21 protein-coding genes are annotated in these 22,670 nt (G+C 67.7%); 10 read left to right on the forward strand and 11 right to left on the reverse strand.

The features are described 5' to 3' along the window. Positions 1-137 precede the first annotated feature (137 nt). Positions 138-1,427: a solute carrier family 23 protein gene (locus KW832_RS20200; protein WP_055396189.1), complete on the reverse strand. Its 1,290-nt coding sequence runs from the start codon at positions 1,425-1,427 to the stop codon at positions 138-140. A gap of 146 nt (positions 1,428-1,573) precedes the next feature. Between KW832_RS20200 and KW832_RS20205 the strand changes: the two genes are divergently transcribed. Continuing rightward, positions 1,574-2,329 (forward strand): zf-TFIIB domain-containing protein, encoded by a 756-nt coding sequence (locus KW832_RS20205; RefSeq protein WP_121508887.1) that lies wholly within the window; start codon positions 1,574-1,576, stop codon positions 2,327-2,329. On the opposite strand, the gene KW832_RS20210 is transcribed toward KW832_RS20205, so the two are convergent. After that, complete coding sequence (locus KW832_RS20210) at positions 2,323-2,658, reverse strand: multidrug efflux SMR transporter (RefSeq protein ID WP_121421825.1); 336 nt, start codon at positions 2,656-2,658, stop codon at positions 2,323-2,325. The genes KW832_RS20205 and KW832_RS20210 overlap by 7 nt on opposite strands. Positions 2,659-3,004: 346 nt before the next feature. Between KW832_RS20210 and KW832_RS20215 the strand changes: the two genes are divergently transcribed. Next, entirely contained in the window at positions 3,005-3,964 is a 960-nt protein-coding gene (locus tag KW832_RS20215) for a class I SAM-dependent methyltransferase (protein WP_238385530.1), read from the forward strand. Between the two features lie 34 nt (positions 3,965-3,998). Here the strand turns inward: KW832_RS20215 and ubiM are convergent, their stop codons facing one another. The 3 genes from ubiM to KW832_RS20230 form a co-directional block, all read right to left on the reverse strand. Next, positions 3,999-5,264: a 5-demethoxyubiquinol-8 5-hydroxylase UbiM gene (gene ubiM, locus KW832_RS20220; RefSeq protein ID WP_121421826.1), complete on the reverse strand. Its 1,266-nt coding sequence runs from the start codon at positions 5,262-5,264 to the stop codon at positions 3,999-4,001. Positions 5,265-5,455: 191 nt separating this feature from the next. Then, entirely contained in the window at positions 5,456-5,884 is a 429-nt protein-coding gene (locus tag KW832_RS20225; RefSeq protein ID WP_176887775.1) for a hypothetical protein, read from the reverse strand. A gap of 122 nt (positions 5,885-6,006) precedes the next feature. Next, the gene (locus tag KW832_RS20230) at positions 6,007-6,810 is read right to left on the reverse strand and encodes a helix-turn-helix transcriptional regulator (protein ID WP_218301353.1); all 804 of its coding nucleotides are present in this window, start codon (positions 6,808-6,810) and stop codon (positions 6,007-6,009) included. 59 nt (positions 6,811-6,869) lie between these two features. Between KW832_RS20230 and metC the strand changes: the two genes are divergently transcribed. Continuing rightward, the gene (metC, locus tag KW832_RS20235; RefSeq protein ID WP_218301352.1) at positions 6,870-8,024 is read left to right on the forward strand and encodes a cystathionine beta-lyase; all 1,155 of its coding nucleotides are present in this window, start codon (positions 6,870-6,872) and stop codon (positions 8,022-8,024) included. 169 nt (positions 8,025-8,193) lie between these two features. Here the strand turns inward: metC and KW832_RS20240 are convergent, their stop codons facing one another. Together KW832_RS20240 and KW832_RS20245 are read right to left on the reverse strand one after the other, a co-directional pair. Beyond that, on the reverse strand, positions 8,194-9,093 hold the full coding sequence (locus KW832_RS20240) for an alpha/beta fold hydrolase (RefSeq protein WP_218301351.1): 900 nt from the start codon (positions 9,091-9,093) through the stop codon (positions 8,194-8,196). 237 nt (positions 9,094-9,330) lie between these two features. Further along, a complete protein-coding gene (locus KW832_RS20245) occupies positions 9,331-9,942 on the reverse strand; it encodes a TetR/AcrR family transcriptional regulator (protein WP_218301350.1) in 612 nt (203 codons plus the stop codon). Between the two features lie 107 nt (positions 9,943-10,049). Here KW832_RS20245 and KW832_RS20250 point away from each other — a divergent pair, with 107 nt between their 5' ends. Further along, a complete protein-coding gene (locus KW832_RS20250; protein ID WP_218301349.1) occupies positions 10,050-12,125 on the forward strand; it encodes an acetoacetate--CoA ligase in 2,076 nt (691 codons plus the stop codon). 212 nt (positions 12,126-12,337) lie between these two features. Here the strand turns inward: KW832_RS20250 and KW832_RS20255 are convergent, their stop codons facing one another. Both KW832_RS20255 and KW832_RS20260 read right to left on the reverse strand, forming a co-directional pair. Further along, positions 12,338-13,333: a tripartite tricarboxylate transporter substrate binding protein gene (locus KW832_RS20255; protein WP_218301348.1), complete on the reverse strand. Its 996-nt coding sequence runs from the start codon at positions 13,331-13,333 to the stop codon at positions 12,338-12,340. Between the two features lie 90 nt (positions 13,334-13,423). Next, the gene (locus KW832_RS20260) at positions 13,424-15,373 is read right to left on the reverse strand and encodes an acyl-CoA synthetase (protein ID WP_218301347.1); all 1,950 of its coding nucleotides are present in this window, start codon (positions 15,371-15,373) and stop codon (positions 13,424-13,426) included. Between the two features lie 257 nt (positions 15,374-15,630). Here KW832_RS20260 and pssA point away from each other — a divergent pair, with 257 nt between their 5' ends. Together pssA and KW832_RS20270 are read left to right on the forward strand one after the other, a co-directional pair. Next, entirely contained in the window at positions 15,631-16,257 is a 627-nt protein-coding gene (gene pssA, locus KW832_RS20265; RefSeq protein WP_218301346.1) for a CDP-diacylglycerol--serine O-phosphatidyltransferase, read from the forward strand. 62 nt (positions 16,258-16,319) lie between these two features. Further along, the gene (locus tag KW832_RS20270; protein WP_218301345.1) at positions 16,320-17,162 is read left to right on the forward strand and encodes a PhzF family phenazine biosynthesis protein; all 843 of its coding nucleotides are present in this window, start codon (positions 16,320-16,322) and stop codon (positions 17,160-17,162) included. Between the two features lie 66 nt (positions 17,163-17,228). On the opposite strand, the gene KW832_RS20275 is transcribed toward KW832_RS20270, so the two are convergent. After that, positions 17,229-18,146 (reverse strand): LysR substrate-binding domain-containing protein, encoded by a 918-nt coding sequence (locus KW832_RS20275; protein ID WP_218301409.1) that lies wholly within the window; start codon positions 18,144-18,146, stop codon positions 17,229-17,231. 66 nt (positions 18,147-18,212) lie between these two features. Between KW832_RS20275 and KW832_RS20280 the strand changes: the two genes are divergently transcribed. Both KW832_RS20280 and KW832_RS20285 read left to right on the forward strand, forming a co-directional pair. Then, the gene (locus KW832_RS20280; RefSeq protein WP_370628761.1) at positions 18,213-19,358 is read left to right on the forward strand and encodes an MFS transporter; all 1,146 of its coding nucleotides are present in this window, start codon (positions 18,213-18,215) and stop codon (positions 19,356-19,358) included. Between the two features lie 55 nt (positions 19,359-19,413). Then, complete coding sequence (locus tag KW832_RS20285; protein WP_218301343.1) at positions 19,414-19,926, forward strand: hypothetical protein; 513 nt, start codon at positions 19,414-19,416, stop codon at positions 19,924-19,926. Between the two features lie 101 nt (positions 19,927-20,027). Here the strand turns inward: KW832_RS20285 and KW832_RS20290 are convergent, their stop codons facing one another. Next, positions 20,028-20,954 carry a DMT family transporter gene (locus KW832_RS20290; protein ID WP_218301342.1) on the reverse strand — a complete coding sequence of 309 codons (927 nt, stop codon included), beginning with the start codon at positions 20,952-20,954 and terminating at the stop codon, positions 20,028-20,030. 242 nt (positions 20,955-21,196) lie between these two features. Between KW832_RS20290 and KW832_RS20295 the strand changes: the two genes are divergently transcribed. Continuing rightward, a complete protein-coding gene (locus KW832_RS20295; RefSeq protein WP_218301341.1) occupies positions 21,197-22,015 on the forward strand; it encodes a hypothetical protein in 819 nt (272 codons plus the stop codon). A 223-nt stretch (positions 22,016-22,238) separates the two neighbouring features. Further along, positions 22,239-22,541: a proteophosphoglycan ppg4 gene (locus KW832_RS20300; protein ID WP_218301340.1), complete on the forward strand. Its 303-nt coding sequence runs from the start codon at positions 22,239-22,241 to the stop codon at positions 22,539-22,541. Positions 22,542-22,670 lie beyond the last annotated feature (129 nt).

Genomic DNA, 22,670 nt, shown 5'->3' on the forward strand with positions numbered 1-22,670 from the left:
AACTCCGCAAAAAGAAAAAGGCCACCCGCCCGGTGAGCGGATGGCCCTGTGGACAAAACCCAAGATGCTAGCCTTCGTTCCTTACAAATTAAGGGTTAACCCTTACAAATGCGGTCCGACGTCCCCATACCCGCAGATTACGCCGCTTTGCGGTTGAGCAGCGCGTACAGCAGGATCGCCCCGAACGTGGCGGTGCCGATGCCGCCCAGCGCAAACTGGCCGAACTTGAGCGTGAAGTCGCCCGTGCCCAGGATGAGGGTGATGGCCGCCACGATGAGGTTCTTGTTCTGCGAAAAGTCCACCTTGTTGTCCACCCAGATCTTGGCGCCCGCCACCGCGATCAGGCCAAACACCACGATGGACACGCCGCCCATCACCGGCAGCGGAATGGTCTGGATCAGCGCGCCGAACTTGGGGGAAAAGCCCAGCACCAGCGCAAACACGCCCGCCAGCAAGAACACGGCGGTGGAATAGATCTTGGTGGCGGCCATCACACCAATGTTTTCGGCGTAGGTGGTCACGCCTGTGCCGCCTGCAGCGCCGCTCACCATGGTGGCTACGCCGTCGCCAATGAACGCGCGGCCCATGTAGCGGTCCAGGTCCTGGCCCGTCATGGCCGTCACGGCCTTGATGTGGCCCAGGTTCTCGGCCACCAGGATGATGGCCACGGGCGCAATCAGCAGCATGGCATTGGCTTCGAACACCGGCGCAGCAAAGTTGGGCAAACCAAACCATGCGGCGTTGGCCAGTGCGGACAGGTCCATGGGCTTGCCCAGCCCCAGGCCGTTGGTTAGCACCGCGTAGATGATGCTCGCCACGATCAAGCCCACCAGAATCAGCAGGCGCTGCACCATGCCGCGCGTGAGCACGGCCACCAGGCCCACGCTCACAAAGGTCACCACCTGCATCCAGCTGTCAAAGTTGCTGGCCGCCATGTTCTTGATGGGAATGCCCGCGAGGTTCAGCCCGATCACCGCCACCACCGAGCCCGTGACCACGGGCGGCATGAAGCGCTCGATCCAGCCCGTGCCAATGGCCTGCACCAGCGCGCCGATGAGCGTGTAGACCAGGCCACACGCAATGATGCCGCCCAGCGCCACGGCAATGTTGGCGTTGGCACCTTTGCCCGCGTAGCCCGTGGCCGCAATCACCACGCCAATGAACGCAAAGCTCGACCCCAGGTAGCTGGGCACCTTGCCGCCCGTGACCAGGAAGAAGATCAGCGTGCCCACGCCGCTCATCAAGATCGCCACGTTCGGGTCAAAGCCCATCAGGATGGGCGCCAGCACCGTGGCCCCAAACATCGCAATCACGTGCTGCACCCCCATCACCGCCGTCTGCGGCCAGGGCAGCCGCTCATCGGGCCCAATCACCCCACCTTGTTGCAGCACCTCAGCGCTTTTTGTGCGCCAGTTCATGAATCCCATCTTGTCGGTTCCTTGTTGTTGAGGCGCGAATGCTAGTGGATGGGTGAGGCAATGCCGCGAAGCTGCAACTCTTTCGCCGGACGCCCGCCGTGCCCCGGGTTAGCATTTGGGCCTACCCCGCTCTGCCCCTTGTGGGCACCGCCGCCATGCACTCTCAGCCGTCCTGCCCCAACTGCCGCCAGCCCATGCAGGCCCACCGGTTCACCAGCAACCAGGGGCACTCGCTGGAACTGGACATCTGTTTTGCCTGCCAGGGCCTGTGGTTTGACAGGCACGAAAACCTCAAGCTCGCGCCCCAGTCGGTGGTCGAGCTGTTCCGCCTGCTGCACGAACACCGCACCGACCAGCACCAGCCCCTGGCAGAACGCATGGCCTGCCCGCGCTGCAACACCAGCCTGGCCAAAGGCTTCGACGTGGTGCGCAGCGGCCGCTACATGATCTACCGCTGCGCCCGCCTGCATGGCCGCTTCAGCACCTTCTCGTCCTTCATGGTCGAAAAGGGCTTTGTGCGCCACATGACGCGCCCCGAGATCGACGACCTGGCCAAACGCGTGGGCGCCATCTATTGCACCAGCTGCGGCGCCCCCGTGGACATCCGCAAGGACCACGCCTGCCCCTACTGCCGCGCCGCGTTCTCCCTCATCGACCCCGACGCCGTGGTGCGCGCCATGGAGGGCTACGCCAAGGCCAGCAGCGAGCGCACCACCCACGCCACCCCCTCGGTGGACATCGGCGACGCCCTGGTGGCCCTGGAGCGCGACCGCAGCCGCGCCGAACGCGAGCGGCAAAAGCGCGCGTTCACCAGCGCCAGTGATGCGAGCGACAGCTCATTCACGGGCGATCTGCTGACGGCCGGGGTGGAGTTGGTGTGGGCCTTGATCAACACCAGAAGCCATCACTGAGGGCTTCCGAGGTGGAGCATGACAACGCCTCCCACCACGCACACCAGACCCACTACTTTGATGACACCCACTGGCTCGCCAAACAGCGCCATCCCCACCACGGCTGCGGCCGCCGTGCCGCTGGCCGCCCAGACTGCATAGGTGAGGCCCATGTCGAGCTGGCGCATGGCCACGGCCATGAGCCAGATGGCGAGTGCGTAGCACGCAGCTGCCATACCGGACGGGAGGAGTCTGGAGAAGCCATCGGAGTACTTGAGCGCGACGGTTCCGGCAACTTCTGCAATGACGCTGGCTGCGACGAGCAGCCAGGCCGATAGGTTTGGATTCATGGGGCACCTTGGCCGAACATGCCCGTTTGTCACTTGTACCGAGTGACACGGGCAGTACGATGAAGCGGTACCCAGATGGTGAAGGGCCGCAGTGTAGCCACGCCCTTGCGATCCATCAAGAACACCCCACACAGGCTCTGGCGGCCACTTGCGTTTGCGCGGATCATGGAGCGTTGACACAGCGGCAGCGCCGGATGGAGGGCGTGATGGTGTCCCTTCACGCACCCAGCCCATCCCCCGCACCACACTCCAACCCGTTCACAATGGCGCAGGCCTGTGTTCTGGTGGGCCCCGTCGCAAACAACCAACCAGCCGTGGCACCCGGTGGCCACAGGAGGAGAGGACCTTGCAGCCGCATCCGCCCCCAACCCGACGCCGTGCCCGCACCGCCGCCGCCCCGGCGCAGCGCAACCCTGAGAACGCGGGGGATGGCGCCGCCGCCTCCGACGCCGCTACCCCCTGCCTGCTGCAGCGCGCACACCTGCGGGCCGTGCCCAGCACCCTGCTGATCCCGCTGGCAGCGCGCGCGCGGGGGAGCCGTTACTTTCCTTGGCTGGCCTGCAACGACGTGGTGGCCACCAGCCTCGTGGAGCGCCTGGGTGCCGATGTGGAACCGTGCCTGGACGACTTGCCCACGGTGCTCAACGTACTGTGGCGCACGCGCGCCATCAAGGACGCGGGCCGCAGTTTCTTCCTTGCGCACCCGAAGGCTGGAGGCGTGAGCCTGGGCTGTGGCCTGTCGCACCACTTCCAGTGGCTCGATACGGGCGCCAACCAGTGGCTCGATGCTGATCTGCCCGAGGTCATGGACCTGCGCCGCGAGCTGCTGCCGGTGCGCTGCCCGCGCACGCGCCATGCCACGGTGGACATCACGCAGCCTGGCTGGTGGCAGCGGCTGGGGCTGCCAAAGGAGGAAGGGGAGGGCGATGGCGCGGGCGTGCAGCCGGTGTTCATCGTCTGCGAAGGGGTGCTCATGTACCTGCAGCCCGCGCAGGTGCAGGCCGTGCTGCGCGAGTTTGCGCAGTGCGCGCCGGAAGGCTCGCGCCTGGTGATTGATGTCATGACGCACCGTGCCGTGGGCCGCGCGGCGCAGCACGCCAGCGTGGGACCCACGGGGGCGGAGTTCCACTGGGGCGTGGGCAGCATGGACGAGCTGGCCGCCGCACACCCGCGCCTGGCGCTGCTGCGCCAGCAGAGCGTGTCGGAGTGTTATGGCTGGCCGGGTGTGGTGCTGGAGACCCTGTGGTGGCCGTGGCTGGGGGCGCCGCTGTATGGCATGGCGACCCTCGGCGTGGACGGCGCGTAAAGCTGCTCGCCGGTGGCTGCTTGGCAGCACTCTCCTAGGAGCGCGCCAGCTGCGCCCACACCGGCGCCTTGCCCGTCAGCTGCCCCACGATGGCGGCCTGCAGCGGCGGCAGCCGCCGCGCGCCCTGCAGCACCAGCTGCCGCAGCAGGCGCGGCACGGGGCGCGTGTCGGTATACAGCCGCACGATGGCATTGGTGCCCTCGTACATCGGCCATGCGTGGCGATGGTGCGCCCGCGCATAGGTGGCCAGGGCTTCGCCATTGCCGATGTCGTGGCCCTGGCTGCGGGCCGCCACCACGGCGGCTGTCAGGCGTTCCACACCGGCCAGACCCAGGTTGTAGCCATGCGCCGTCACGGGGTGCATGCCCACGGCGGCGTCGCCCAGCAGCGCGCAGCGGTGGTCTGCAAAACGCTGTGCATACACGGCCACCAGCGGGTAGGCGTGGCGTTCGCCCTCCAGCTGCAAAGGCCCCAGGCGGTCGCCCAGCTGGGCCTGCACCGTAGCGGCGAATGCCTGCGGGCTCTGGGCCATCAGCGCACCTGCGTCGGCAGTGCCCGCCGTGACCACCACCGAGCACAGCGCATGCCCCTCTTGGGGGTCATTGGGCAAGGGCAGCACCGCCAGCGTGCGTTCATAGCCAAAACACTCGTGCGCCACGCCGCCATGGGGTTGGGCATGGCGCATGCGGCAGACGATCACGGTGCGGCCAAAGTCCGTCATGCGTGCGCCAATGCCCAGCTGCCGCCGCGTGGCCGAGAAGCGACTGTCCGCCGCCACCAGCAGCGGGGCCTGCAGGCGCTGTGGCGGTGCCGCAGCGCCATCGGCGGAAGGCTGCGGCAGGTACTCCAGCTCGGCATGGGCGGCTTGCGTGGCCACGCGCACCACCTGGGCGCCGGTCACGATGCGGACACCCGGTGTGCGTGCCGCTACGGCATAGGCCGTGCGGCGCAGTGCGTGGTTGGGCACGATGAAGCCCAGAGCCTCCAGCCCCGTACCTTGGGTGCCCAGCTGCAGGGCGCTGCGCTGGCCCAGCGGGCCGTCGTGCACCTGCGCTTCGCGGATGGTGCCCACCTCGTGTGGCGCCAGGCCGGCCCAGGTGCCCAGCCGCTGCAGTGTGGCCACGCTGGGGTGGGTGAGCGCGATCTCGCGGCCATCGGGCGCGGGGTGGGCCAACGTGGCCTCAGACTGCTGTTCGACCACGGTGGTGGTGAACCCGGCCTGCGCCAGGGAAATGGCCAGCGACAGGCCCGCAGGGCCCGCGCCGACGATGAGAACGTCGCTGTGTGAGGAGGAGGTCATGGCAAGAAGACCGGGCGAAGCAGCCCGGCATCCACCCTGCAACCGTGGGGTGGGGCTTGCCATTGTGGGCGGGCACTCCGCGCGGCGGTTTGCCCTGCATCAAGGCAGTGTGCCTGAATGCTATAAATTAAATAGCTAAAAAAGATACGGGATAAGCGCTAGGGCCTTAAAACATCAAAAATTATGGTGCGTTACGAGCGTGCCGGTTTGCGCGCGCCCTTGGCGGGCTTCTTGCGGGCGCCACCCGCTGGCTTGCCGCGCAGGTGCAGCCCCCAGGTGACCAGCACCCACAGGTACGCCGCCAGCACGCTGTAGGCCGCCATGGCGGCCAGCGACAGCGGTGGTGCGGCGATGGAGCGCGGGCTGGCCATGGTCTCCAGCAGCTGGCGTGTGCCCGTGCCCAGCACCGGCATGGCCGCGCTGCCCGAACGTGCCATGCGTGCCGCCATGAAGATGAAGAACTCCATCAGCAACGCACCGATGACCCAGCAGGCCAGCAGGGCCAGGAGCTGCGCAAACGCCCTGCGGTCGCCCTTGGCCAGGAAGTAGATGGCCGACACCAGCACTAGGGCGGGCAGCAGCAGGGCCAGGGCAGGCCAGGCGGACATGAGGAGATGCATCGGAAGAATGTGGGGGCGGATCGGAGAGTGTGTCGGGCAGCGCCAGGGCTGCGGACTGCGAATGATAGAGGAGGCTCCCGGCACCCAGTGCCGCCCCAGGGCAGGGTCTGCCTGTAAGGGGGCTATGGGTGCGTGTCGCCGTGCTGCCCCTGGCGGAAGGTGTTCGGTGTGCAGCCCAGCAGCGTGCGGAACGAGGCGATGTACGCGGCGGGGCTCTCGAACTGCAGGGCGTGTGCGATGCCCTTGACCGGGCGGCCCGAGGCCAGCAGATCGAGAGAGGCAATGATGCGCGCACGCTGGCGCCAGGCGCGAAAGCTCAGGCCCGCTTCCGCCGTGAAGCGCCGGGTGAAGGTGCGGTCGGACATCGCGGCCTCGGCCGCGAGTTCGTGCAGCGAGAGCTGCCAATGGTGGGCCTGCAGCAACAGCGCGAGCGCGCGCCGCAGCCCTTCGCTGGCAGGCATCGGCAGGTGGGTGGGCAGGCAGGGCGTGTGCTGCAGCGTATGCAGCAGCAGGGACACCATCAACTGCCGCGTGGGGTGGTCGAACCCGCCGTTGAAGAGCCCCAGCACCAGCTGCTGGATCAGCGGCGACGCGACCACCGCGTGCACCTCGTCCCGGCGCGCAAACGATGCGCACTGCGCCACCAGCGCCGGCTGGCAGTACACCGTGCGCAGGTCGGTGGCGGAGAGGATTTCGATCGCATGGGCGTGGTGCGGGGGCACCCACAGCGCCCGCTGCGGCGGCACGGTCCAGCGCGCGTGGGGTGTCTCCACCAGCATCACGCCCCGCGTGGCAAACACCAGCTGGCCGCTGCGGTGCTGGTGCGCTGGCAAAAGCGTGCCGGCCGCGTGCGTTTTTGCCAGCGTGGCCCACAGGCCGGCGTCTTGGCGCCCTGGCGATGTTTGTTGGCGTTCTGGTGCTGACATGCCGTCCTATTATGAAACCACCTCCTCCCCACTCCTTCCCCGAAACCCGCCCCCAGCCCATGCACACCACCACCTTCCTTGTCCATTCGGGCCGTCAGACGGCCCGCGCCGCCCAGGCCATCAACCCGCCGCTGGTGCGGGCCTCGACCGTCGTGTTCGACACCCTGGCTGCCTACAAACACGCGCACCACCAGACCGTGTTCGACTCGCCGCGCTACGGCCGCTCGGGCACCTCCACCACGTTTGAGCTGCAGCGCTGCATGGCCGCGTTGTCGGGCGCAGAAACCTGCCTGGCCACGGCCAGCGGACTGGCGGCCATCGTGGCCGTGCTCAGTGCCCATGCGGGGCCGGGCCGCCACCTGCTGCTGAACCAGGGTGTGTACGGGCCCACGCGCATCTTCTGCGACCAGGAACTGGTGCCGCAGGGCACCACCGTCGAGTACTTTCCGGAAGGCGCCGACATCGCGCCCTACCTGCGGGACAACACCAGCCTGGTCTACATCGAAACCCCCGCGTCGCTGACCATGGAGATGCTGGACGTGCGCGCCGTGTGCGCGGCGGCACGCCAGCGCCACATCCCGGTGGCGGTGGATGCCACCTGGGGCACTCCGGTGTTTTTTGACGCCCACGCCCTGGGTGTGCACATCGCCATCCATTCGGCCACCAAATACATCAACGGGCACTCCGACCTCATGCTGGGGCTCATCACTGGTTCGCACGCAGACCTGGCCAGCACCCGGCGCTTTTGCGACCGCAGCGGCGCCCACGCGGCGCCCGATGTGTGCTGGCTGGCGCTGCGCGGCCTGCGCACCCTGGCGGTGCGGCTCGAACGGCACCAGCAGACCGCGCTGGCGACGGCCCAGTGGCTGCAAGAGCAGCCGCAGGTCCGGCGTGTGCTGTTCCCCGCGCTCCCCTCCGACCCGGGCCATGCGCTCTGGCGCGCGCAGTTTTCGGGCGCCGCGGGTCCGTTCACCTTTGAGCTGGCGCCCTGCAGTGAAGCCGCATTTGCGGCTTTCATCGACGCGCTTGCGCTCTTTAGCCTGGGCACCAGCTGGGGCGGGTACGAAAGCCTGGTGCTGCCCGCCGTGCCCTATGACCAGCGCCACCTGGCAACGCTGCCGGACGAGGGGCGCCTTGTCCGCCTGCATGTGGGGCTGGAAGACGCCCGCGACCTGCGCGCGGACCTGGCACAGGCGTTCAGCAGTCTGGGCTGACCGGCGCCAAGTGTCCCGAGTTGGAAGTTCGTTGATGAAATAAGGATGTCGAAATCGTCGTCAGGCAAGGCGCAAACCACAGCGATAGCCGGTGCTATCGCGAGGATTTGCAACGCAGCATGGCGGCGATTCTCGACGTCTTTATGAAACGAATTTCCAATTCGGGACACTAGCTCGCCACGAAGTCCACCACCGACTGCAGCACCTCTGCCTGCTGCAGGATCTTGCGGTGCCCCAGCCCCTCAGTGGCCAGCAGCGTGGCGCCCGGGATGTGGTCGCGGTAGGCCTCGCCGTCGGCAAAGCGGTTGATGCGGTCGCCCCGGTCGTGCACCACCAGCGTGGGCAGCGCGATGCGTGGGCCCACAGCTGGGGGCTCGAACTGGCGCATCAGGATGCCTTCTCGGGCTTCGATGCGCCGCTGCAGGGCGGCACGCGTGCGCTCCGAAAGGCCGAACACCTGGGCGAACAGGCGCGTGTATTCGTGCGGCGACGCGGGCGGTGCCAGCAGCACCAGCCGCTGGGTGGCCAGGCCCCGGCTGGCCGCGTGCGCCGCTGCGTTGGCAGCCAGCGAATGGGCCACCACGGCATGGGGCGCCGAGTCCTGCGCGTGCAGGCGGGCGGTGGCGTATTCGATGGCGCGGGCGAACTGGGGCAGGTTGCTCACGCGGCCCCGGCTGCCACCGTGCGCAGGCAGGTCCACCAGCACCGGGCGCAGGCCGCGCGCTGCCAGGGCATCGGCCAGCGGCAGCATCTGGCGCGCATGCCCGCCCCAGCCGTGCAGCAGGAGCACCGTGGGGCCGTGCGGCTGGGCCTGGGGCAGGTAAAGCGTGATCTCGGCGTCTTCAAACGGCCAGCGCTCTGTGCGCCAGTGGCCGGGCGGCACGGCTTGGCGGCCGGGTTTGCGCAGTGGTAAGGGCGTGCCAAACAGGCGCGCAGCCACGCGCACGGCCAGTGCGGGCCACAGTCGCTCGGTGGCGCCCAAGGTCAGGCGCACAAGGCGCATGGCGGGGTGCTCGCCGTAGAAGCTGGACGTGGCCCGCAGGGCGGTGGATGAAGAGGAGGTGTTCATGGTGGGGTTCCTGAAGGGATGGAGTGGGGCGCGCGGCGCGCACCTCAGAAAAAGACCCAGTCCCGGTTGCTGCGCGGGAGGCTGGTGAGGGTGCTGCGCAGCGACCGGATGGCGCCCACTGCGGCCGCAATGGCGGCAATGCCCAGGATGATCAACATGGTGGTTCCTTTCTTCGCACGGTTGTGCGAAATTGGGGCATAAAAAAAACAAGAGGTCTCCCTGGCACACCACCGCGTCTCAGGCGGGGGAAGGGAGGTAGCTCTTGACGAGGCGCGCCCAGGACGCCTCGGTGCGTGACACTGCCTGCGGATCGCGCAGGAAGCGGACGTCGTGCAACAAGCCCATGATCATGGAATAGATCTCGCCCACCAGCTGGTCGGGCGGGGTGTCGACTGGCAGGTGCCCGGCCTCGATGGACTGGATCACCGTGCGGCGCAGTGCCGCGCGCCAGCGTGTGATCTCTGAATGCAGCAGGTCGCGCAGCTCGCCTTCGCGGTCGTCCAGCTCGAAGGCCCCTGCGGTGTAGATGCAGCCGGTGAAAGCCTCCACATCGCGCGTGCGGGCAATCCAGCGGCGCACGATTTCTTGGAGGCGCGGCAGGCCCTTGGGGTGCTGCATGGCGGGCACAAACACATCGGCCAGGAAGCGGCGGCCAAACTCCTCGATCACCGCCTTCTGCAGCGCCTCGCGCGAGCCGGCGCGCGAGAACACGCCGCTCTTGGACAGACCCACGCGGTCGGCCACGGCCTGCAGCGTGATCGACTCCAGCCCTTCGGCCGCAGCCAGGTCCAGCGCTGCGCCCACAATGGCCGCGCGGGTGAGTTCTGATTTCTGGGTCTTGGCATCCATGGGGCGAAATTTAGCACGAATGTGCGAAATATGCATTTCACCCTGCTGTCAACCGGGTGACGGGGGTGGCTGGCCTGCGCACCGTGCCGCTGGTACGCTGCGTCGCCATGGAGACAAAACAAAACACCCCGCCTTACATCCCCCAGATCCGCCTGTACCAGAACTGGCTGCGCGACCAGCGCGGCCTGCAGTTCGACAGCTACGACGCCCTGTGGCGCTGGTCCACCACCGAGCTGGATGCGTTCTGGCAAAGCGTGTGGGACTACTTCCAGATCGAATCGCCCACCCCCCACACCGCCGTGCTGGGCAAAAACACCATGCCCGGCGCCCAGTGGTTTCCTGGCGCTCAGGTCAACTACGCGCGCCAGGCGCTGCGGCATGTGGATGCCGCCCACGCCGCAGGCCTGCCCGCCATCATCAGCCGCAATGAAAAAGGCCAGCACCGCGAGCTGAGCTGGCCCGCGCTGCGCCGCCAGGTCGCGTCGCTGGCGCTGCACCTCAAGGCCCAGGGCATCCAGCCCGGCGACCGCGTGGCCGCCTACCTGCCCAACGTGCCCGAGGCCATGATCGCCTTTCTGGCCACGGTGAGCATCGGCGGCGTGTGGAGCATCTGCGCGCCCGACATGGGCACGCACGCAGTGCTCGACCGCTTCCGCCAGATCGAGCCCAAGGTGCTGATCGCCGTGGACGGCGTGACCTACGGCGGGCGTGACCACGACCGCACTGGCGTGCTGGCCGAGCTGCGCGCCGACCTGCCCAGCGTGCAGCATGTGGTGTTGCTGGGTAATCTGAATGCTTCTGTTTCGATAGCTGGTTGTGTAGACTGGACAAGCGCTACGGCACAAAATGATGCGGAGGCCGCAGGGTTTGAACCGATGTGGCTGCCGTTTGACCACCCGCTATGGATCGTCTATTCCAGCGGCACCACGGGGCTCCCGAAGCCCATCGTGCACGGCCATGGCGGCACGGTGCTGGTGGCGCTGCAGCTCAAGGTGCTGCACAACGACATCGGCTGCAGCTACGAACCCAACAGTTTGGGTGAGCGCTACCACTGGTACAGCTCCACCGGCTGGGTGATGTGGAACGCGCAGCTCAGCGGCCTGCTCTCGGGCACCACCTGCGTGATCTACGACGGCAACCCCGGCGGCAGCAAGGACCACCCCGACTGGGGCGTGCTGTGGCGCTTTGCGGCCGAAACGGGCGTGACCTTTTTCGGCGCGGGTGCGGCGTTTTTTGCCAACTGCATGAAGGCGGGCATCACGCTGGCCGACTTTGGCGACCTGACGCGCATCCGCGCGCTGGGCACCACGGGCTCGCCGCTGTCGCCCGAGGTGCAGCAGTGGGGCACGGCGCAGTTCGAGGCCATTGGTACGCACGATATCTGGTGGAACAACATCTCGGGCGGTACGGATTTTTGCGGCGCCTTTATCGGCGGCAACCGCGAGATGCCGCAGGTGCCCGGCGAGATGCAATGCCGCATGCTGGGCGCGGCAGTGGAGTCGTGGGACGCAGAGGGCCGCCCCGTGCAGGACGCGGTGGGCGAGCTGGTCTGCGCGCAGCCGATTCCGTCGATGCCGTTGTACCTGTGGGGCGACACGGACGGCAGCCGCTACCTGTCGAGCTACTTCGACATGTACCCCGCAGGCCACGGCCGCCAGCCGGGCGGTGGCGACGGCCCCGCGAGCATGGGCGCGGTGTGGCGACATGGCGACTGGCTCAAGATCGGCGCCAACGGCGGCTGCGTGATCTACGGCCGCAGCGACGCCACCATCAACCGCCACGGCCTGCGCATGGGCACGAGCGAGATCTACAGCGCGGTCGAATCGCTGCCCGAGGTGCTCGACAGCCTGGTGGTGGACCTGGAATACCTGGGCCGCGAGAGCTACATGCCGCTCTTCGTCGTGCTGCGCCCGGGCTACGCGCTCGACGATGCCCTGCGCGCCCGCATCAACGGCGCCGTGCGCACGGCCTTGAGCCCACGCTTTGTGCCCGACGACATCTTTGCCGTGGCCGAGGTGCCGCGCACCTTGAGCGGCAAGAAGCAGGAGCTGCCCATCAAGAAGCTGCTGCTGGGCCAGCCGATCGAAAAGGTGGTGAACAAGGACGCGATGGCGAATCCTGGGTGCCTGGACTGGTATGTGGCGTTTGCGGCGCAGCGGGCGAAGTCGATGCAAAAAACATAGCTACCTGCGATTTGGGGAAAAGCGCAGGAGCCTGTTTTAATTTGAAATTGTCCTATCCGTGGGGTGCCTGGCCGTCCTTGGTTCCAGCCGCCCTGTTTCTCCTGACTGCTCGCCTCAGGGCGTGACGCCATGCCAGTGCCGCCGCGCAAGGGCCGCCCCGCCGCGCTGGCGGCGTCCCCCTTCAGGGGGAAGGCGCGCAGCGCCTCAGGGGGTTAGTCAAGTTTCGCGCCGGACGCCTTGATCAAGCGCTCCCATACCGGCCGCTCTTTGGCAATCGCGGCGGAGAACAGCGCGGGCGAGCTGTTCTGCACATCAAAACCCATGGCCGCAATACGCTGGGCCACATCGGGCAGCTGCGTGGCCTTGCGCACCTCGTCGGCAATGCGCTCCAGGATGGCGGGCGGCGTGCCTGCGGGGGCACCAAACGCCAGCCAGCCCGCCACGCGGTAGGCCTCGTCGTTCAGGCCCTGTTCGGCCAGGCTGGGCACATTGGGCAGAGTGCCCATGCGGCGCTCGCCGCTCACGCCAATGGCCTTGAGCTTGCCCGCCTCGATGTGGGGCTTGACCTGCAGCGCGCTGGCAAACGCGATCTGGATCTGGCCGCCCAGCAGGTCCTGCACCATGGGCGCCTCGCCCCGGTAGGCCACGTGGCTCATGTCGGCGTTTTGCGTGAGGCTCATGTAGGCCCCGGCCAGGTGCGGATACGCGCCCGTGCCGTACGAGCCATAGGCCACCTTGCCCTTGTTGGCCACCACGTATTTGAGCAGTTCGGGCCCCGTGGATGCGGTCACGCTCGGGTGCGCCACCAGCACCAGCGGCGCGATGGCGATCTGGTAAATGGGCGCGATGTCCTTCTCGGGGCTGTAGGGCAGCTTGGTATAGAGGAACTGGTTGGTGAGCATGGAGTTGCTCAGGCCCAGCAGCAGCGTGTAGCCGTCGGGCGCCGCCTTGGCCACCGCGTCGGTCCCGATGATGCCGGCCGCACCGGGTTTGTTGTCGATGACCATGGGCTGGCCCAGGCCCACGGCCATCTTTTCGGCCAGCACACGCGCCAGCACGTCGGTGGCGCCGCCTGCGGCAAAGGGCACCACGATCTTGATGGGCTTGTTGGGGTAGGCCTGCGCGAAGGCGGTCGTGCCAGTGCAGGCGGCGGCTAGCGCAGCGGCGCCGAGCCAGGTGCGGCGGGACATCAGGGGGTGGAAGTGCATCGGTTTGTCTCCTGTCATGGTTATAAAAATTCACTCAGCGGGCTCCGCGTGCATGGTGGCGGGCCGGGGCCTGGCTGTCACGCCATGGGCTTATGGGGTCTGGGGGCTCCCTGCGGCGGGGGCGGTGGTGATGCGCACGGTGATTGGCAGGGGCGCGAGCACCTCGCGCAGGCGGGCGGCCAGTGCGTCTGCCTGTGCGCAGGGGGCCACAGCCACACGCACCGCGTTGTCGCCTTCGGGCTGCACCTGGGGACGGAGGCCGTTCGTGACTGGTCCGCACACCCCATCGACCAGCGCTTGCACCGTGTGGCAGGCCGCGCGCTGGCGCAGCTCGGGCTTGTAGATCTTGCCCACGTTCGTCACGGGCATGGTCTCCAGCACCTGCACCCAGCGCGGGCGGGCCACGGCCTCGTCCACGCGTTCGGCGGTGAAGGCCAGCAGTTCGGCCTCGGTCGCCTGTGCACCGGGCACCAACGTGGCGTAGACCACGGGCAGCTCGCCCGCATAGGCGTCGGGCGCGCCCACGGCGGCAGCAAGCTGAACGGCGGGGTGGGCGCCCAGCGCGTCTTCGATCACCTTGGGGTCGATGTTGTGGCCGCTGCGGATGATGAGGTCCTTGGAACGGCCGCTCAGGTGCAGGCGGCCCTGGTCGTCCACAAAGCCGAGGTCGCCGGTGGCCAGCCAGCCATCGTGGGTAAACGCCTTGGCCGTATCGGCCGCGTCGAGAAAACCCGAGAACAGGTTGGGGGACTGGAAAAGCACCATGCCCGGCTGGCCGGGTGGCAGGTCCTGGTCGGACGCATTGCCCTGAGCATCCAGCGCCACCACGCGCAGCTGCGTGTAGGGCAACCGCCAGCCCACGCAGCCTGCGGGCGCGCGCACGCCCGGCGGGGTGATGGTGGAGATGCCCGCCATCTCCGTCATGCCCAGACTTTCGTGGATGTGCAGGCCAAACAGGCGCTCAAACCGCGCCGCCAGCTCGGGCGCCAGGATGGCCGCACCCGTGCGGCAGTAACGCAGGGTGGAGATATCGGCGCCGCCCAGCGGCACATTGGCCAGTGCCGCCAGCACCGTGGGCACGGCCGACAGGTAGGTGCAGCGGTAGCGCTCTACCAGCCGCCAGTAGTTGGCAATCACCTCGCGGTTGCGGAACAGGCCGGTGGTGGGGATGATGGTCTCCACGCCTGCAGACAGCGCCGCGAGCGAGCCCGGCAACACCCCCGCCACATGGAACAGCGGGTAGCCGTTGATGCCCACGTCCTCGGGCCGTATGCCCTGCATTTGAACGCTGCCCCAGGCGGTGAACACCTGCGCGCCGTGGCTGTGGCGCGCCAGCTTGGGCGCGCCGGTGGTGCCACCGGTGTGAAAGTAGGCGGCGATGTCGCTGGCTGCGATACGGCGCCCGCTCACCAGGTGGTCGCCGGGGTGCTGGTGGCGTTCGGCCAGGTCCACCACACCAGCAGGCAGCGGGCCCGCCGCGCCGGGGGCTTCCGTGTGGGGGGCCACGCGCAGCACGGTGGTCAGCGTGGGCACCATGCCCATCAGGCGCTGGGCCTTGCTCCAGTAGCCCACATCGCCTTCGGCGCCGTAGGCAATCAGCACCTTGGCACGTGCCAAGGTCATCATGGCCGCGATCTTCTCGTCGGTGAGCATGGGGTTGAGCGGTTGCACGATGCCCGCCGCCTCGCCGCCCCACAGGGCCAGGTGGTATTCCAGGCAGCCGGGCAGCAGCACGGCCACCGCGTCTTGTGGGCCCACGCCCAGGTGGTGCAGCAGGTTGGCTGTCTGGTGGATGCCGGTCAGCAGCTGCGCATACGACCAGCGGATGGGCTCGGCGGCCGGGTCGGCCGTGGGCAAAAAAGTCAGCGCCGTCTTGTCGCCAAACGCCGCCGCCGAATTCACAAAGATTTCGTAGGTGCTTTGCACTGGCAGCGCTTCGGCCAGAGGGCGGGCTTCATGCCGTTCTACATCCTGCAGGCTGCGCACCGGGGCACCGGGTGAGAAGGGCGTGTGGAGCGGGGGCATCTGTGGGAGGCGCATGGCGGGTCTCGGGTCTGATGGGGCTGCGGGTCGGTCACCGACGGGGGGCGGATGCGGCATCGTCCTACCCGCCTGCGCCCGCCGCGTGGCCACAGTCTGTCTGTGTGCCGGCGCAAAAGCAGTCACGCAGATGTCAGAGAGGGTTAAGGACCCCCTGCGAGACCGTCCGCAGGCTCTCAGCGCCGGGTGGTGCTGCGGCACACCCATAATGGACCTTGTTGATTGCCACTGCGCGCCCTGCCGCGCGCCTTCCCTCCATGAACACTCCGCAGCCGCCCAAACGTTTTTCGATGATCCGTGAGTTCCACCTCGCCGACTGGTTCACGCTGGGCAATGCGGTCTGCGGCGTGGGCGCGCTGTTCTCGGTCATGTCGTACCTGGAAACGAACGACGTGCTGCATGTGTACTTTGCGTGCGCCCTGGTGCTGGCCGCACTGATCTTTGATGTGCTGGACGGCCGCATCGCGCGCTGGCGACAGAAGAGTTCAGCCATGGGCCGCGAGCTGGATTCGTTGGCCGACGTGATCTCCTTCGGCGTAGCGCCCGCCATCATTGCCTACGGCTGCGGCATGCAGGGCCTGTATGACCGCATCGTGCTGGCCTACTTCGTGGCCTGTGGCGTGTCGCGCCTGGCGCGCTACAACGTGACGGCCGAAACCCTGTCGGGCGACGACGGCAAGGTCAAATACTTTGAAGGCACGCCGATTCCCACCTCGATCATGCTGGTGGCGTTGATGGCCCTGGCCGCCTGGCTGGGCGCTGTGCGCGAGAGCCTGTGGTTTGGCAAGGTACTCATTGGCGGCTTTACGCTGCACCCGCTGGTGCTGCTGTTTGCGGTGTCGGGCTCGTTGATGATCAGCCGGATTCGCATTCCCAAGCTCTGAGCCACTGGCTGCCCTGCCATCTCCTGTCCTGTCCTGTCCTGTCGTTCTGGATGTTGAACACCATGGCACTTCAAAAAATCGCAGCTTTCTCCGATGGCCCTGTGGGCGGTAACCCCGCCGGTGTGTGGATGGGTGACGAGTTGCCCGCCCCCGCCGAGATGCAGCGCATCGCTGCCGAGGTCGGCTTTTCTGAAACCGCGTTTGCCGCCCCGCTGGGCGGTGGCCGCTGGAAGGTGCGCTACTTTTCGCCCGAGAGCGAGGTGCCCTTTTGTGGCCACGCCACCATTGCCTTGGGCGCCGCGCTGGCGCAGCGCGAGGGCGACGGCGTGTTTGCGCTGTCGCTGAGCCAGGCCGAGATCACGGTCGAAGGCCGCCGCCAGGGCGATCTGGTGCAGGCGGCGCTGCAGTCGCCCCCCACGCGCAGCGGGCCTGTGCCTGCCACGTTGCTGGCCGACGCGCTGGCCCTTTTTGGCCTCAGCGCGGCCGATTTGGACCCGCGCATCCCGCCCGCGCTCATCCACGGCGGTGCGGACCACTTGGTGCTGGCCCTGCGCAGTCGTGCGGCGCTGGCGGCCATGCACTACGCGCTGGATGCAGGCCGCACGCTCATGGTGACCGCCGGGCTGGTCACCATCGTGCTGGTGTGGGTGGAGTCCAACCGCCTGCTGCACACCCGCAATGCTTTTGCCTCGGGCGGCGTGCTGGAAGACCCGGCCACGGGTGCCGCCACCGCCGCGCTGGCGGGCTACCTGCGCGACCTGGGCTGGCCGCATGGCGGCGCCATCGACGTGGTGCAGGGCGAGGACATGGGCATGCGCTCGCGCCTGCGCGCCGAGATCGGGCCGGTGGTGGGCAGCTCCATCCGCGTGTCGGGCACGGCACGGTGGATGGGCGACGGCGAATGATCTAGGGTTCCTATTAAAATATAGCTGCCAACGCATGCTGAACGCGCGGAGAGGGCAGTTGCTTGCCTAAACAGTGCGTGCAGGGTTGGGCGCGGAAGGCTCTGGGGCGTTCATGGCGTCCTTGAGCCATTGCACCAAACGCAGCGTCTCCGGCGACGGGTCCGGGGCCGTGCCGAAGTAGTGCCGCGTCAGCGGCAGCCGCAAGCTGGGCAGGGGGGGCACCAGTCGTCCCGAGGCCAGGTCGTGGGCAATCAGCGACACCGGGGCCACCGCAAAGCCCAGCCCATCCACGGCCGCCTGCAGCACAAAGTGCAGGTGGTCAAACTGCAGGCAGCTGGCGGGCTGGAGCGTTGGCAGGTTCACCAGCTTCTTCCAGCTTTCCCAGTCCTTGCTGCGCGACTTGGACAGCAGCAGCACATGGGACGACAACGCCTCGGGCCGCGTCACCGGGCGCTGGGCGAACAGCGCCGGCGACCCCACCACCAGCGCCTCGTCTTCCAGAAACGGTTGGACCTGCATGCCCGGCGGCCACCCGCGCGGGCCGCGCCGCAGGGCCAGGTCGAAGGCCTCGGCCGCGTGGTCGGGTGCCAGCGTGCTGGTGATGACCTGGGGCTCGATGTCCGGGTGCTGGGCCACAAAACCCGGCAGCCGGGGGATCAGCCAGCGCACTGCAAAGCTGGGCCGCACATTGATCTTGACGCTGCGCAGCCCGGCATCGCCGCGCAGCGACTGGGCGGCGGCGCCGATCTGCGCGAGTGCAGGCCCGACCTGCGCGTGAAACTGATGCCCTGCCGCCGTGAGCAGCACCTGCCGCGTCTTGCGCTCGAACAGCTCCACGCCCAGGTGCTCCTCCAGCGCCTTGATCTGGCGGCTGATGGCGCTGTGGGTGACGTGCAGCTCCAGCGCAGCGCGGGTAAAGCTCTGGTGGCGCGCCGCCGCCGCAAAGGCGCGGACGGCGTTGAGCGGGGGCAGGCGGGGTGACATGCGTGCAATTTTGTCACGCATGGGGCGCAGCAATATCGTTTGTCGCGCCGGGCACCGCCGCGCACCATGCGGGCCATGCCACAGCCTTCAGCCAACCCCTCTGCCTCAGACCTCCACTCGCGCCGCGCTGCCTTGGCGCTGGGCCTGTCACTCCCCGGGGATACGGTGCTCTACCTGCTGCTGCCGATGTTTGCCCCGGCGTTTGGCGTCACCCTGTTTGAAGCGGGCATTCTGCTGGCCGCAAATCGCCTCGTGCGCATTGCGGGCTACGGGGCGGTGGCGCGGTTCTATGCCCGCCATGGCGAGCGCCTCACCTGCTCGCTGGCCGTGCTGGCCGCCGCCGCGTGTGCGCTGGGGTACGCCACCCTCAGCGGCTTCGTCGCCTTGTTGGGCCTGCGGCTGCTGTGGGGCCTGGCCTTTGCGGCGCTGAACCTCGCGACGCAGGCGCTGGCCACAGCCGAGCCTCTGGGCGCAGCGCGACGCGCCGGGCAGTCGCGCGCCTTTGCAGCGCTAGGGCCCATGCTGGCCCTGCCTGCGGGCGGTGTCTGCGCGCTCTGGTGGGAGCCCCGGGCCATCTTCTTTGCGTTTGCGGCTGTTGCGTTGTGCGCCTTGCTGGCCACGCGGCACTTGCCCGCCCAGCCGCATGCCCTGCCGCCACCGCCCAAGCGCTGGGGCAAGTTGCCGGGCCGCCTGGACCGTTTTTCCTTCGTCGAGGGGCTGGTGCTGGACGGCCTGTTCATCATCGGCCTGTCCTACCTGGGCCGCGATGTGCTGCCGGGCCATCCGGTAGTCGTGGCGGGGCTGTTGCTGTCGGTCCGCTACCTGGCCGAGATCGTGCTGAGTGCGGTGGGTGGCGACCTGGCCGAGCGCTATGGCGCCGAAGTGCTGCTCGTGGGTTTCGCCGTGCTCACGTCGCTGGCCCTGGTGGGTTTTGGCCTGGGGTGGCTGTGGACCAGCGCACTGGCCATCGTGACTTTGCGGGCCCTGTTGCTGCCGCTGTTGCCACCGCTGGTGGCGCGCCGCACGCCGGGGCCGGGGCGCATCCAGGCGCTGGCGACGCGGTCGGTCTGGCGGGACCTGGGCGCCGGTGCGGGCCCGGTGTTGGCGGGGGTGCTGCTGCCCATTGCGCCGTCCGCCTGGGTGTATGGCGTCGCAGCCTTGTTGCTGTCGGCCACGGCCATCGCCTGCTGGGCGCCTCGCGGCGATGGATAAGGCACGCAGCGGCCACCGCCCCCTTTTCACAAACCTCTGCTTTGGAGAATTGCCCTTGAACATTCACACCACCCTGATCCGCTGTGCCGGTGGCACGGTCGACCTGCCCGCGCGGCCCATGAACCACCGCGGCGATGGCGGGCATGTGCTGGTCCACCCGCCGCGCCCCGTCTGGGAACGCAGCGAGCTGACGCCCGAAGAGCTGGCGCATTGGTCGTGCCTGGTGGCCGCAACGGGCAGGGCCATGCTCGACACCTTGCCGCAGCTTGCCGGTGGCTGCCTGAACTACTGGGAGGCGGGCAACAACGCGCTGAACCCACTGGCCCATCCCCAGGGGCCGAAAACCCCCGCGCTGCACCGCAAGATGCACCTGCATGTGTTCGGTCGAAGCCCCCGGGCCACCCACCCGGACTGGCTGTGGGGCGAGCCGCCCCGGTTTCCGGCATTTGCGCAGTCTGAGGCTTGGACCGCGCAGTTCACGCGGCTGGAGGACCAAGAAGGCGCCGCGCTGGGTGCGCGCATTCAGGTGTTGCTGGATACGCGGTACGCACTGAGTCTGGTGGGCTGACGACACCTGAATACAAAGATTTGCTATTAAAAATATAGCTATCAGTGCTTTATGGTGAAGCGCTAGGCCGAATTTTTATGCAAACTCTTTTGTCGCGGGTACTACGCCACCGCAGGCCGCCGGTTCACCAGCACGATGCCCGCCGCCACCAGCACCAGTGCCGCTACCAGCCCCGGTGTGACCGGTTCGCCCAGCCACAGCGCGCCAAACAGCAGCGCAAACACGGGCGTGAGGAACACAAACACCGAAATCTTGGTCGCCGGGTAGTGCGCCAGCATCCACATCCAGGCCAGGTAGCTCACAAACGCGCCCACCAGGGCCTGCACCAGCAGCGAGCCCCAGGCAAACGCGCTGAACTGCCAGACCCAGGCCTCGCCCAGGCCCAGCGACAGCACTGGCAGCACGGCCGTGCTCACCGCCACTTGATAGAAAAGTTGCTTGGCGGGGGCCACACGCGCCAGCGGTGTGGTGCGGATGACCACCGTGGTCAGCGCCCACATCAGGCCCGCGGCCAGCCCGAGCAGATCGCCCAGCCATGCCTGGGGCAGGGCGGCATTGGCAGGGCCCAGCAACCCGTCCCCCAGCGCCAGCCCCACGCCCGCAAACGCGGCAGCCAGGCCCAGCCACTGCCAGCCCTGCAGCCGCTCGCCGGGGATGAAGCGCGGCAGCAGTAACGCCACCCAGAACGGCGAGGCATACAAAAACACCGTGAGCCGAGAGGCGGTGGTGTACTGCAGGCCCAGGTAGATACACGCAAACTCGCCCGCAAACAGCGCCCCGGCCAACAGCCCGGCGCGGTCCGCCCCGGCGGGCTCGGCCGCTGCCGACAGCCGCACACCGCGCCACAGGCACCAGGCCGCCACCGCCACCGTGGCCAGTGCAAAGCGCACAAAGGCCTGGAACACGGGCGCCACCTCGGCCACTGTGGCCTTGACCAGCACCTGCTGGAAGCCCCAGAACATGCAGCACGCGAGCAGCAGGGAGATGGCGAGGGAGTCGAGGTGGGTTTTGCGGGCAGACAGGGACATCGGTCGATTATGAAAGGCAAGCCGTGAGCTTCAGGTCGCCTGTGTGCCGTGACCTTCTGGCCCTGCGCAGCGCCGCGGCGACGACAGGCAACGCTAAGCGTGGGTAGTTGGTCCTACAGCGGTTGCGCTTTTGGCGGACGCTGCCAGGCGGGTGATCTGGTTAGTGTGTGGCTTTCGGGTACGCACCAACTCTGCACCACCCTGCGGCGAAAGCCCTTGCCTTTGCCCTTCAAAGATCCAACATGAACGTATCCCACACAGATCCGGACCGCGCCGAGCCAAGGAGCGAAGGGCAAAGGCATGGACGGCACAAGGACCGGCTGCTGTCCGGCGCTGCACTGCTGGTTTTGGTTGTCCTGCTGCTGGGGTTTATGCGGCTGTGGCCAGCGATGCAGCAGCCATCGCAGACCACAGGAGCGCTGTCCTTGGGCGCCGACTTGGCGAACCCTATAGACACATCAGCTGCGAAGGTCGCGTCGCCAGCGCCGCAGCCAACCCAGGTACCGCGCAGGGCACAGTTCGGTAAGGAGCCCGCCTCGGCCGAAGCCCGCCAGATCGCGGCGTGGGCTTTGCACTCGGGTGACAACCAGAACCGCGCGGTCGTGGTGGTCGACAAAATGCACGCAAAGGTCTATGTGTTTAACCGCGACGGTGCGCTCCAGGGCGCGGCCCCGGCGCTGATGGGGTCGGCCATCGGCGACCACACCGTTCCCGGCGTGGGGGACAAGCCCGTCGGCCAGGTACTGCCCGAAGAACGCACCACCCCCGCAGGCCGGTTCGTTGCCGAAACCGGTTTGAACGCCAATGGCGAAGACGTGGTTTGGGTGGACTACGACGCGGCGGTCTCCATGCACCGAGTGCGGGCCAACGTCAAAGCCGAGCGTCGGTTGGAGCGGCTGGCCTCCAGCACCGCCGCAGACAACCGTATCTCCTTCGGTTGCATCAACCTTCCAGTCTCTTTCTACGAAAAAGTGCTGAGCCCCCTGGTGCGTGGCATGGGCGCTGTGGTGTACGTGCTGCCCGAGACACAACCGGCAGCCGCTTTTTTTTGGCGCCTATGACCTGCCTGCGCAGTGATGCCCATTGACCCACGGTGTGTGCGGGCTTGTTGAACAGGGTGTTTTCGGACTGCGATGGCAAGACCCACACCGTGCAGGCCCGTCCCTGTCCGACATGCGCTGCGGTCTCAAGCTGACGTAGCGCCAGCCGCAAACAACTAGCCTGGGTACAGCTGGCGATGTTGCTGGCGATTTCCAAATTCACCACACACCAAGGAGTCTCCACATGACTGCATCGAACACACTCAAGACATTGCTCGCGGGCCTGGCTGCCGTCGCCGTTGTGGGCACCGCTATGGCGCAGGGCACGCCACCCACCACCGCAAGCCCCAACGCTGCCACGGGCGCCGGCCAGCAAAGCTCGCAAGGCACGCCGATGGGCACCACGGGCGTTGGCGGTGGGGGCGCCGCGACGGCGACCACGCAAGCCGCTCCAGCACCTGCCGCTGCAGCCCCCGTAACCACAGACAGGACCATGTCGGGCTCCGGCGGTGCGACAACCCGCCCCATGCGCGCTGACCGCAACTAAGCCGGGGAACCCTGGCAATAGCAAGAATGCCGGGTACGCCCGGCTTTTTTGTGGGTGAGGGCGCGCGAACAGTGCAAACACGCCGTGAACAAGCGCTTACGTGGCCCCACGGTACACTTTGCGCCTTCT

It is taken from the genome of Acidovorax sp. sif0632, from assembly GCF_019218805.1.
Taxonomy (GTDB): domain Bacteria; phylum Pseudomonadota; class Gammaproteobacteria; order Burkholderiales; family Burkholderiaceae_C; genus Acidovorax; species Acidovorax facilis.

Excerpts from the sequence above, each read along its gene's own strand:
- KW832_RS20200 (WP_055396189.1), bottom strand. The coding sequence starts at position 1,427 with ATGGGATTCATGAACTGGCGCACAAAAAGCGCTGAGGTGCTGCAACAA.
- KW832_RS20205 (WP_121508887.1), top strand. The coding sequence starts at position 1,574 with ATGCACTCTCAGCCGTCCTGCCCCAACTGCCGCCAGCCCATGCAGGCC.
- KW832_RS20210 (WP_121421825.1), bottom strand. The coding sequence starts at position 2,658 with ATGAATCCAAACCTATCGGCCTGGCTGCTCGTCGCAGCCAGCGTCATT.
- ubiM (WP_121421826.1), bottom strand. The coding sequence starts at position 5,264 with ATGACCTCCTCCTCACACAGCGACGTTCTCATCGTCGGCGCGGGCCCT.
- KW832_RS20225 (WP_176887775.1), bottom strand. The coding sequence starts at position 5,884 with ATGCATCTCCTCATGTCCGCCTGGCCTGCCCTGGCCCTGCTGCTGCCC.
- KW832_RS20230 (WP_218301353.1), bottom strand. The coding sequence starts at position 6,810 with ATGTCAGCACCAGAACGCCAACAAACATCGCCAGGGCGCCAAGACGCC.
- metC (WP_218301352.1), top strand. The coding sequence starts at position 6,870 with ATGCACACCACCACCTTCCTTGTCCATTCGGGCCGTCAGACGGCCCGC.
- KW832_RS20240 (WP_218301351.1), bottom strand. The coding sequence starts at position 9,093 with ATGAACACCTCCTCTTCATCCACCGCCCTGCGGGCCACGTCCAGCTTC.
- KW832_RS20245 (WP_218301350.1), bottom strand. The coding sequence starts at position 9,942 with ATGGATGCCAAGACCCAGAAATCAGAACTCACCCGCGCGGCCATTGTG.
- KW832_RS20250 (WP_218301349.1), top strand. The coding sequence starts at position 10,050 with ATGGAGACAAAACAAAACACCCCGCCTTACATCCCCCAGATCCGCCTG.
- KW832_RS20255 (WP_218301348.1), bottom strand. The coding sequence starts at position 13,333 with ATGCACTTCCACCCCCTGATGTCCCGCCGCACCTGGCTCGGCGCCGCT.
- KW832_RS20260 (WP_218301347.1), bottom strand. The coding sequence starts at position 15,373 with ATGCGCCTCCCACAGATGCCCCCGCTCCACACGCCCTTCTCACCCGGT.
- pssA (WP_218301346.1), top strand. The coding sequence starts at position 15,631 with ATGAACACTCCGCAGCCGCCCAAACGTTTTTCGATGATCCGTGAGTTC.
- KW832_RS20270 (WP_218301345.1), top strand. The coding sequence starts at position 16,320 with ATGGCACTTCAAAAAATCGCAGCTTTCTCCGATGGCCCTGTGGGCGGT.
- KW832_RS20275 (WP_218301409.1), bottom strand. The coding sequence starts at position 18,146 with ATGTCACCCCGCCTGCCCCCGCTCAACGCCGTCCGCGCCTTTGCGGCG.
- KW832_RS20280 (WP_370628761.1), top strand. The coding sequence starts at position 18,213 with ATGCGGGCCATGCCACAGCCTTCAGCCAACCCCTCTGCCTCAGACCTC.
- KW832_RS20290 (WP_218301342.1), bottom strand. The coding sequence starts at position 20,954 with ATGTCCCTGTCTGCCCGCAAAACCCACCTCGACTCCCTCGCCATCTCC.
- KW832_RS20295 (WP_218301341.1), top strand. The coding sequence starts at position 21,197 with ATGAACGTATCCCACACAGATCCGGACCGCGCCGAGCCAAGGAGCGAA.
- KW832_RS20300 (WP_218301340.1), top strand. The coding sequence starts at position 22,239 with ATGACTGCATCGAACACACTCAAGACATTGCTCGCGGGCCTGGCTGCC.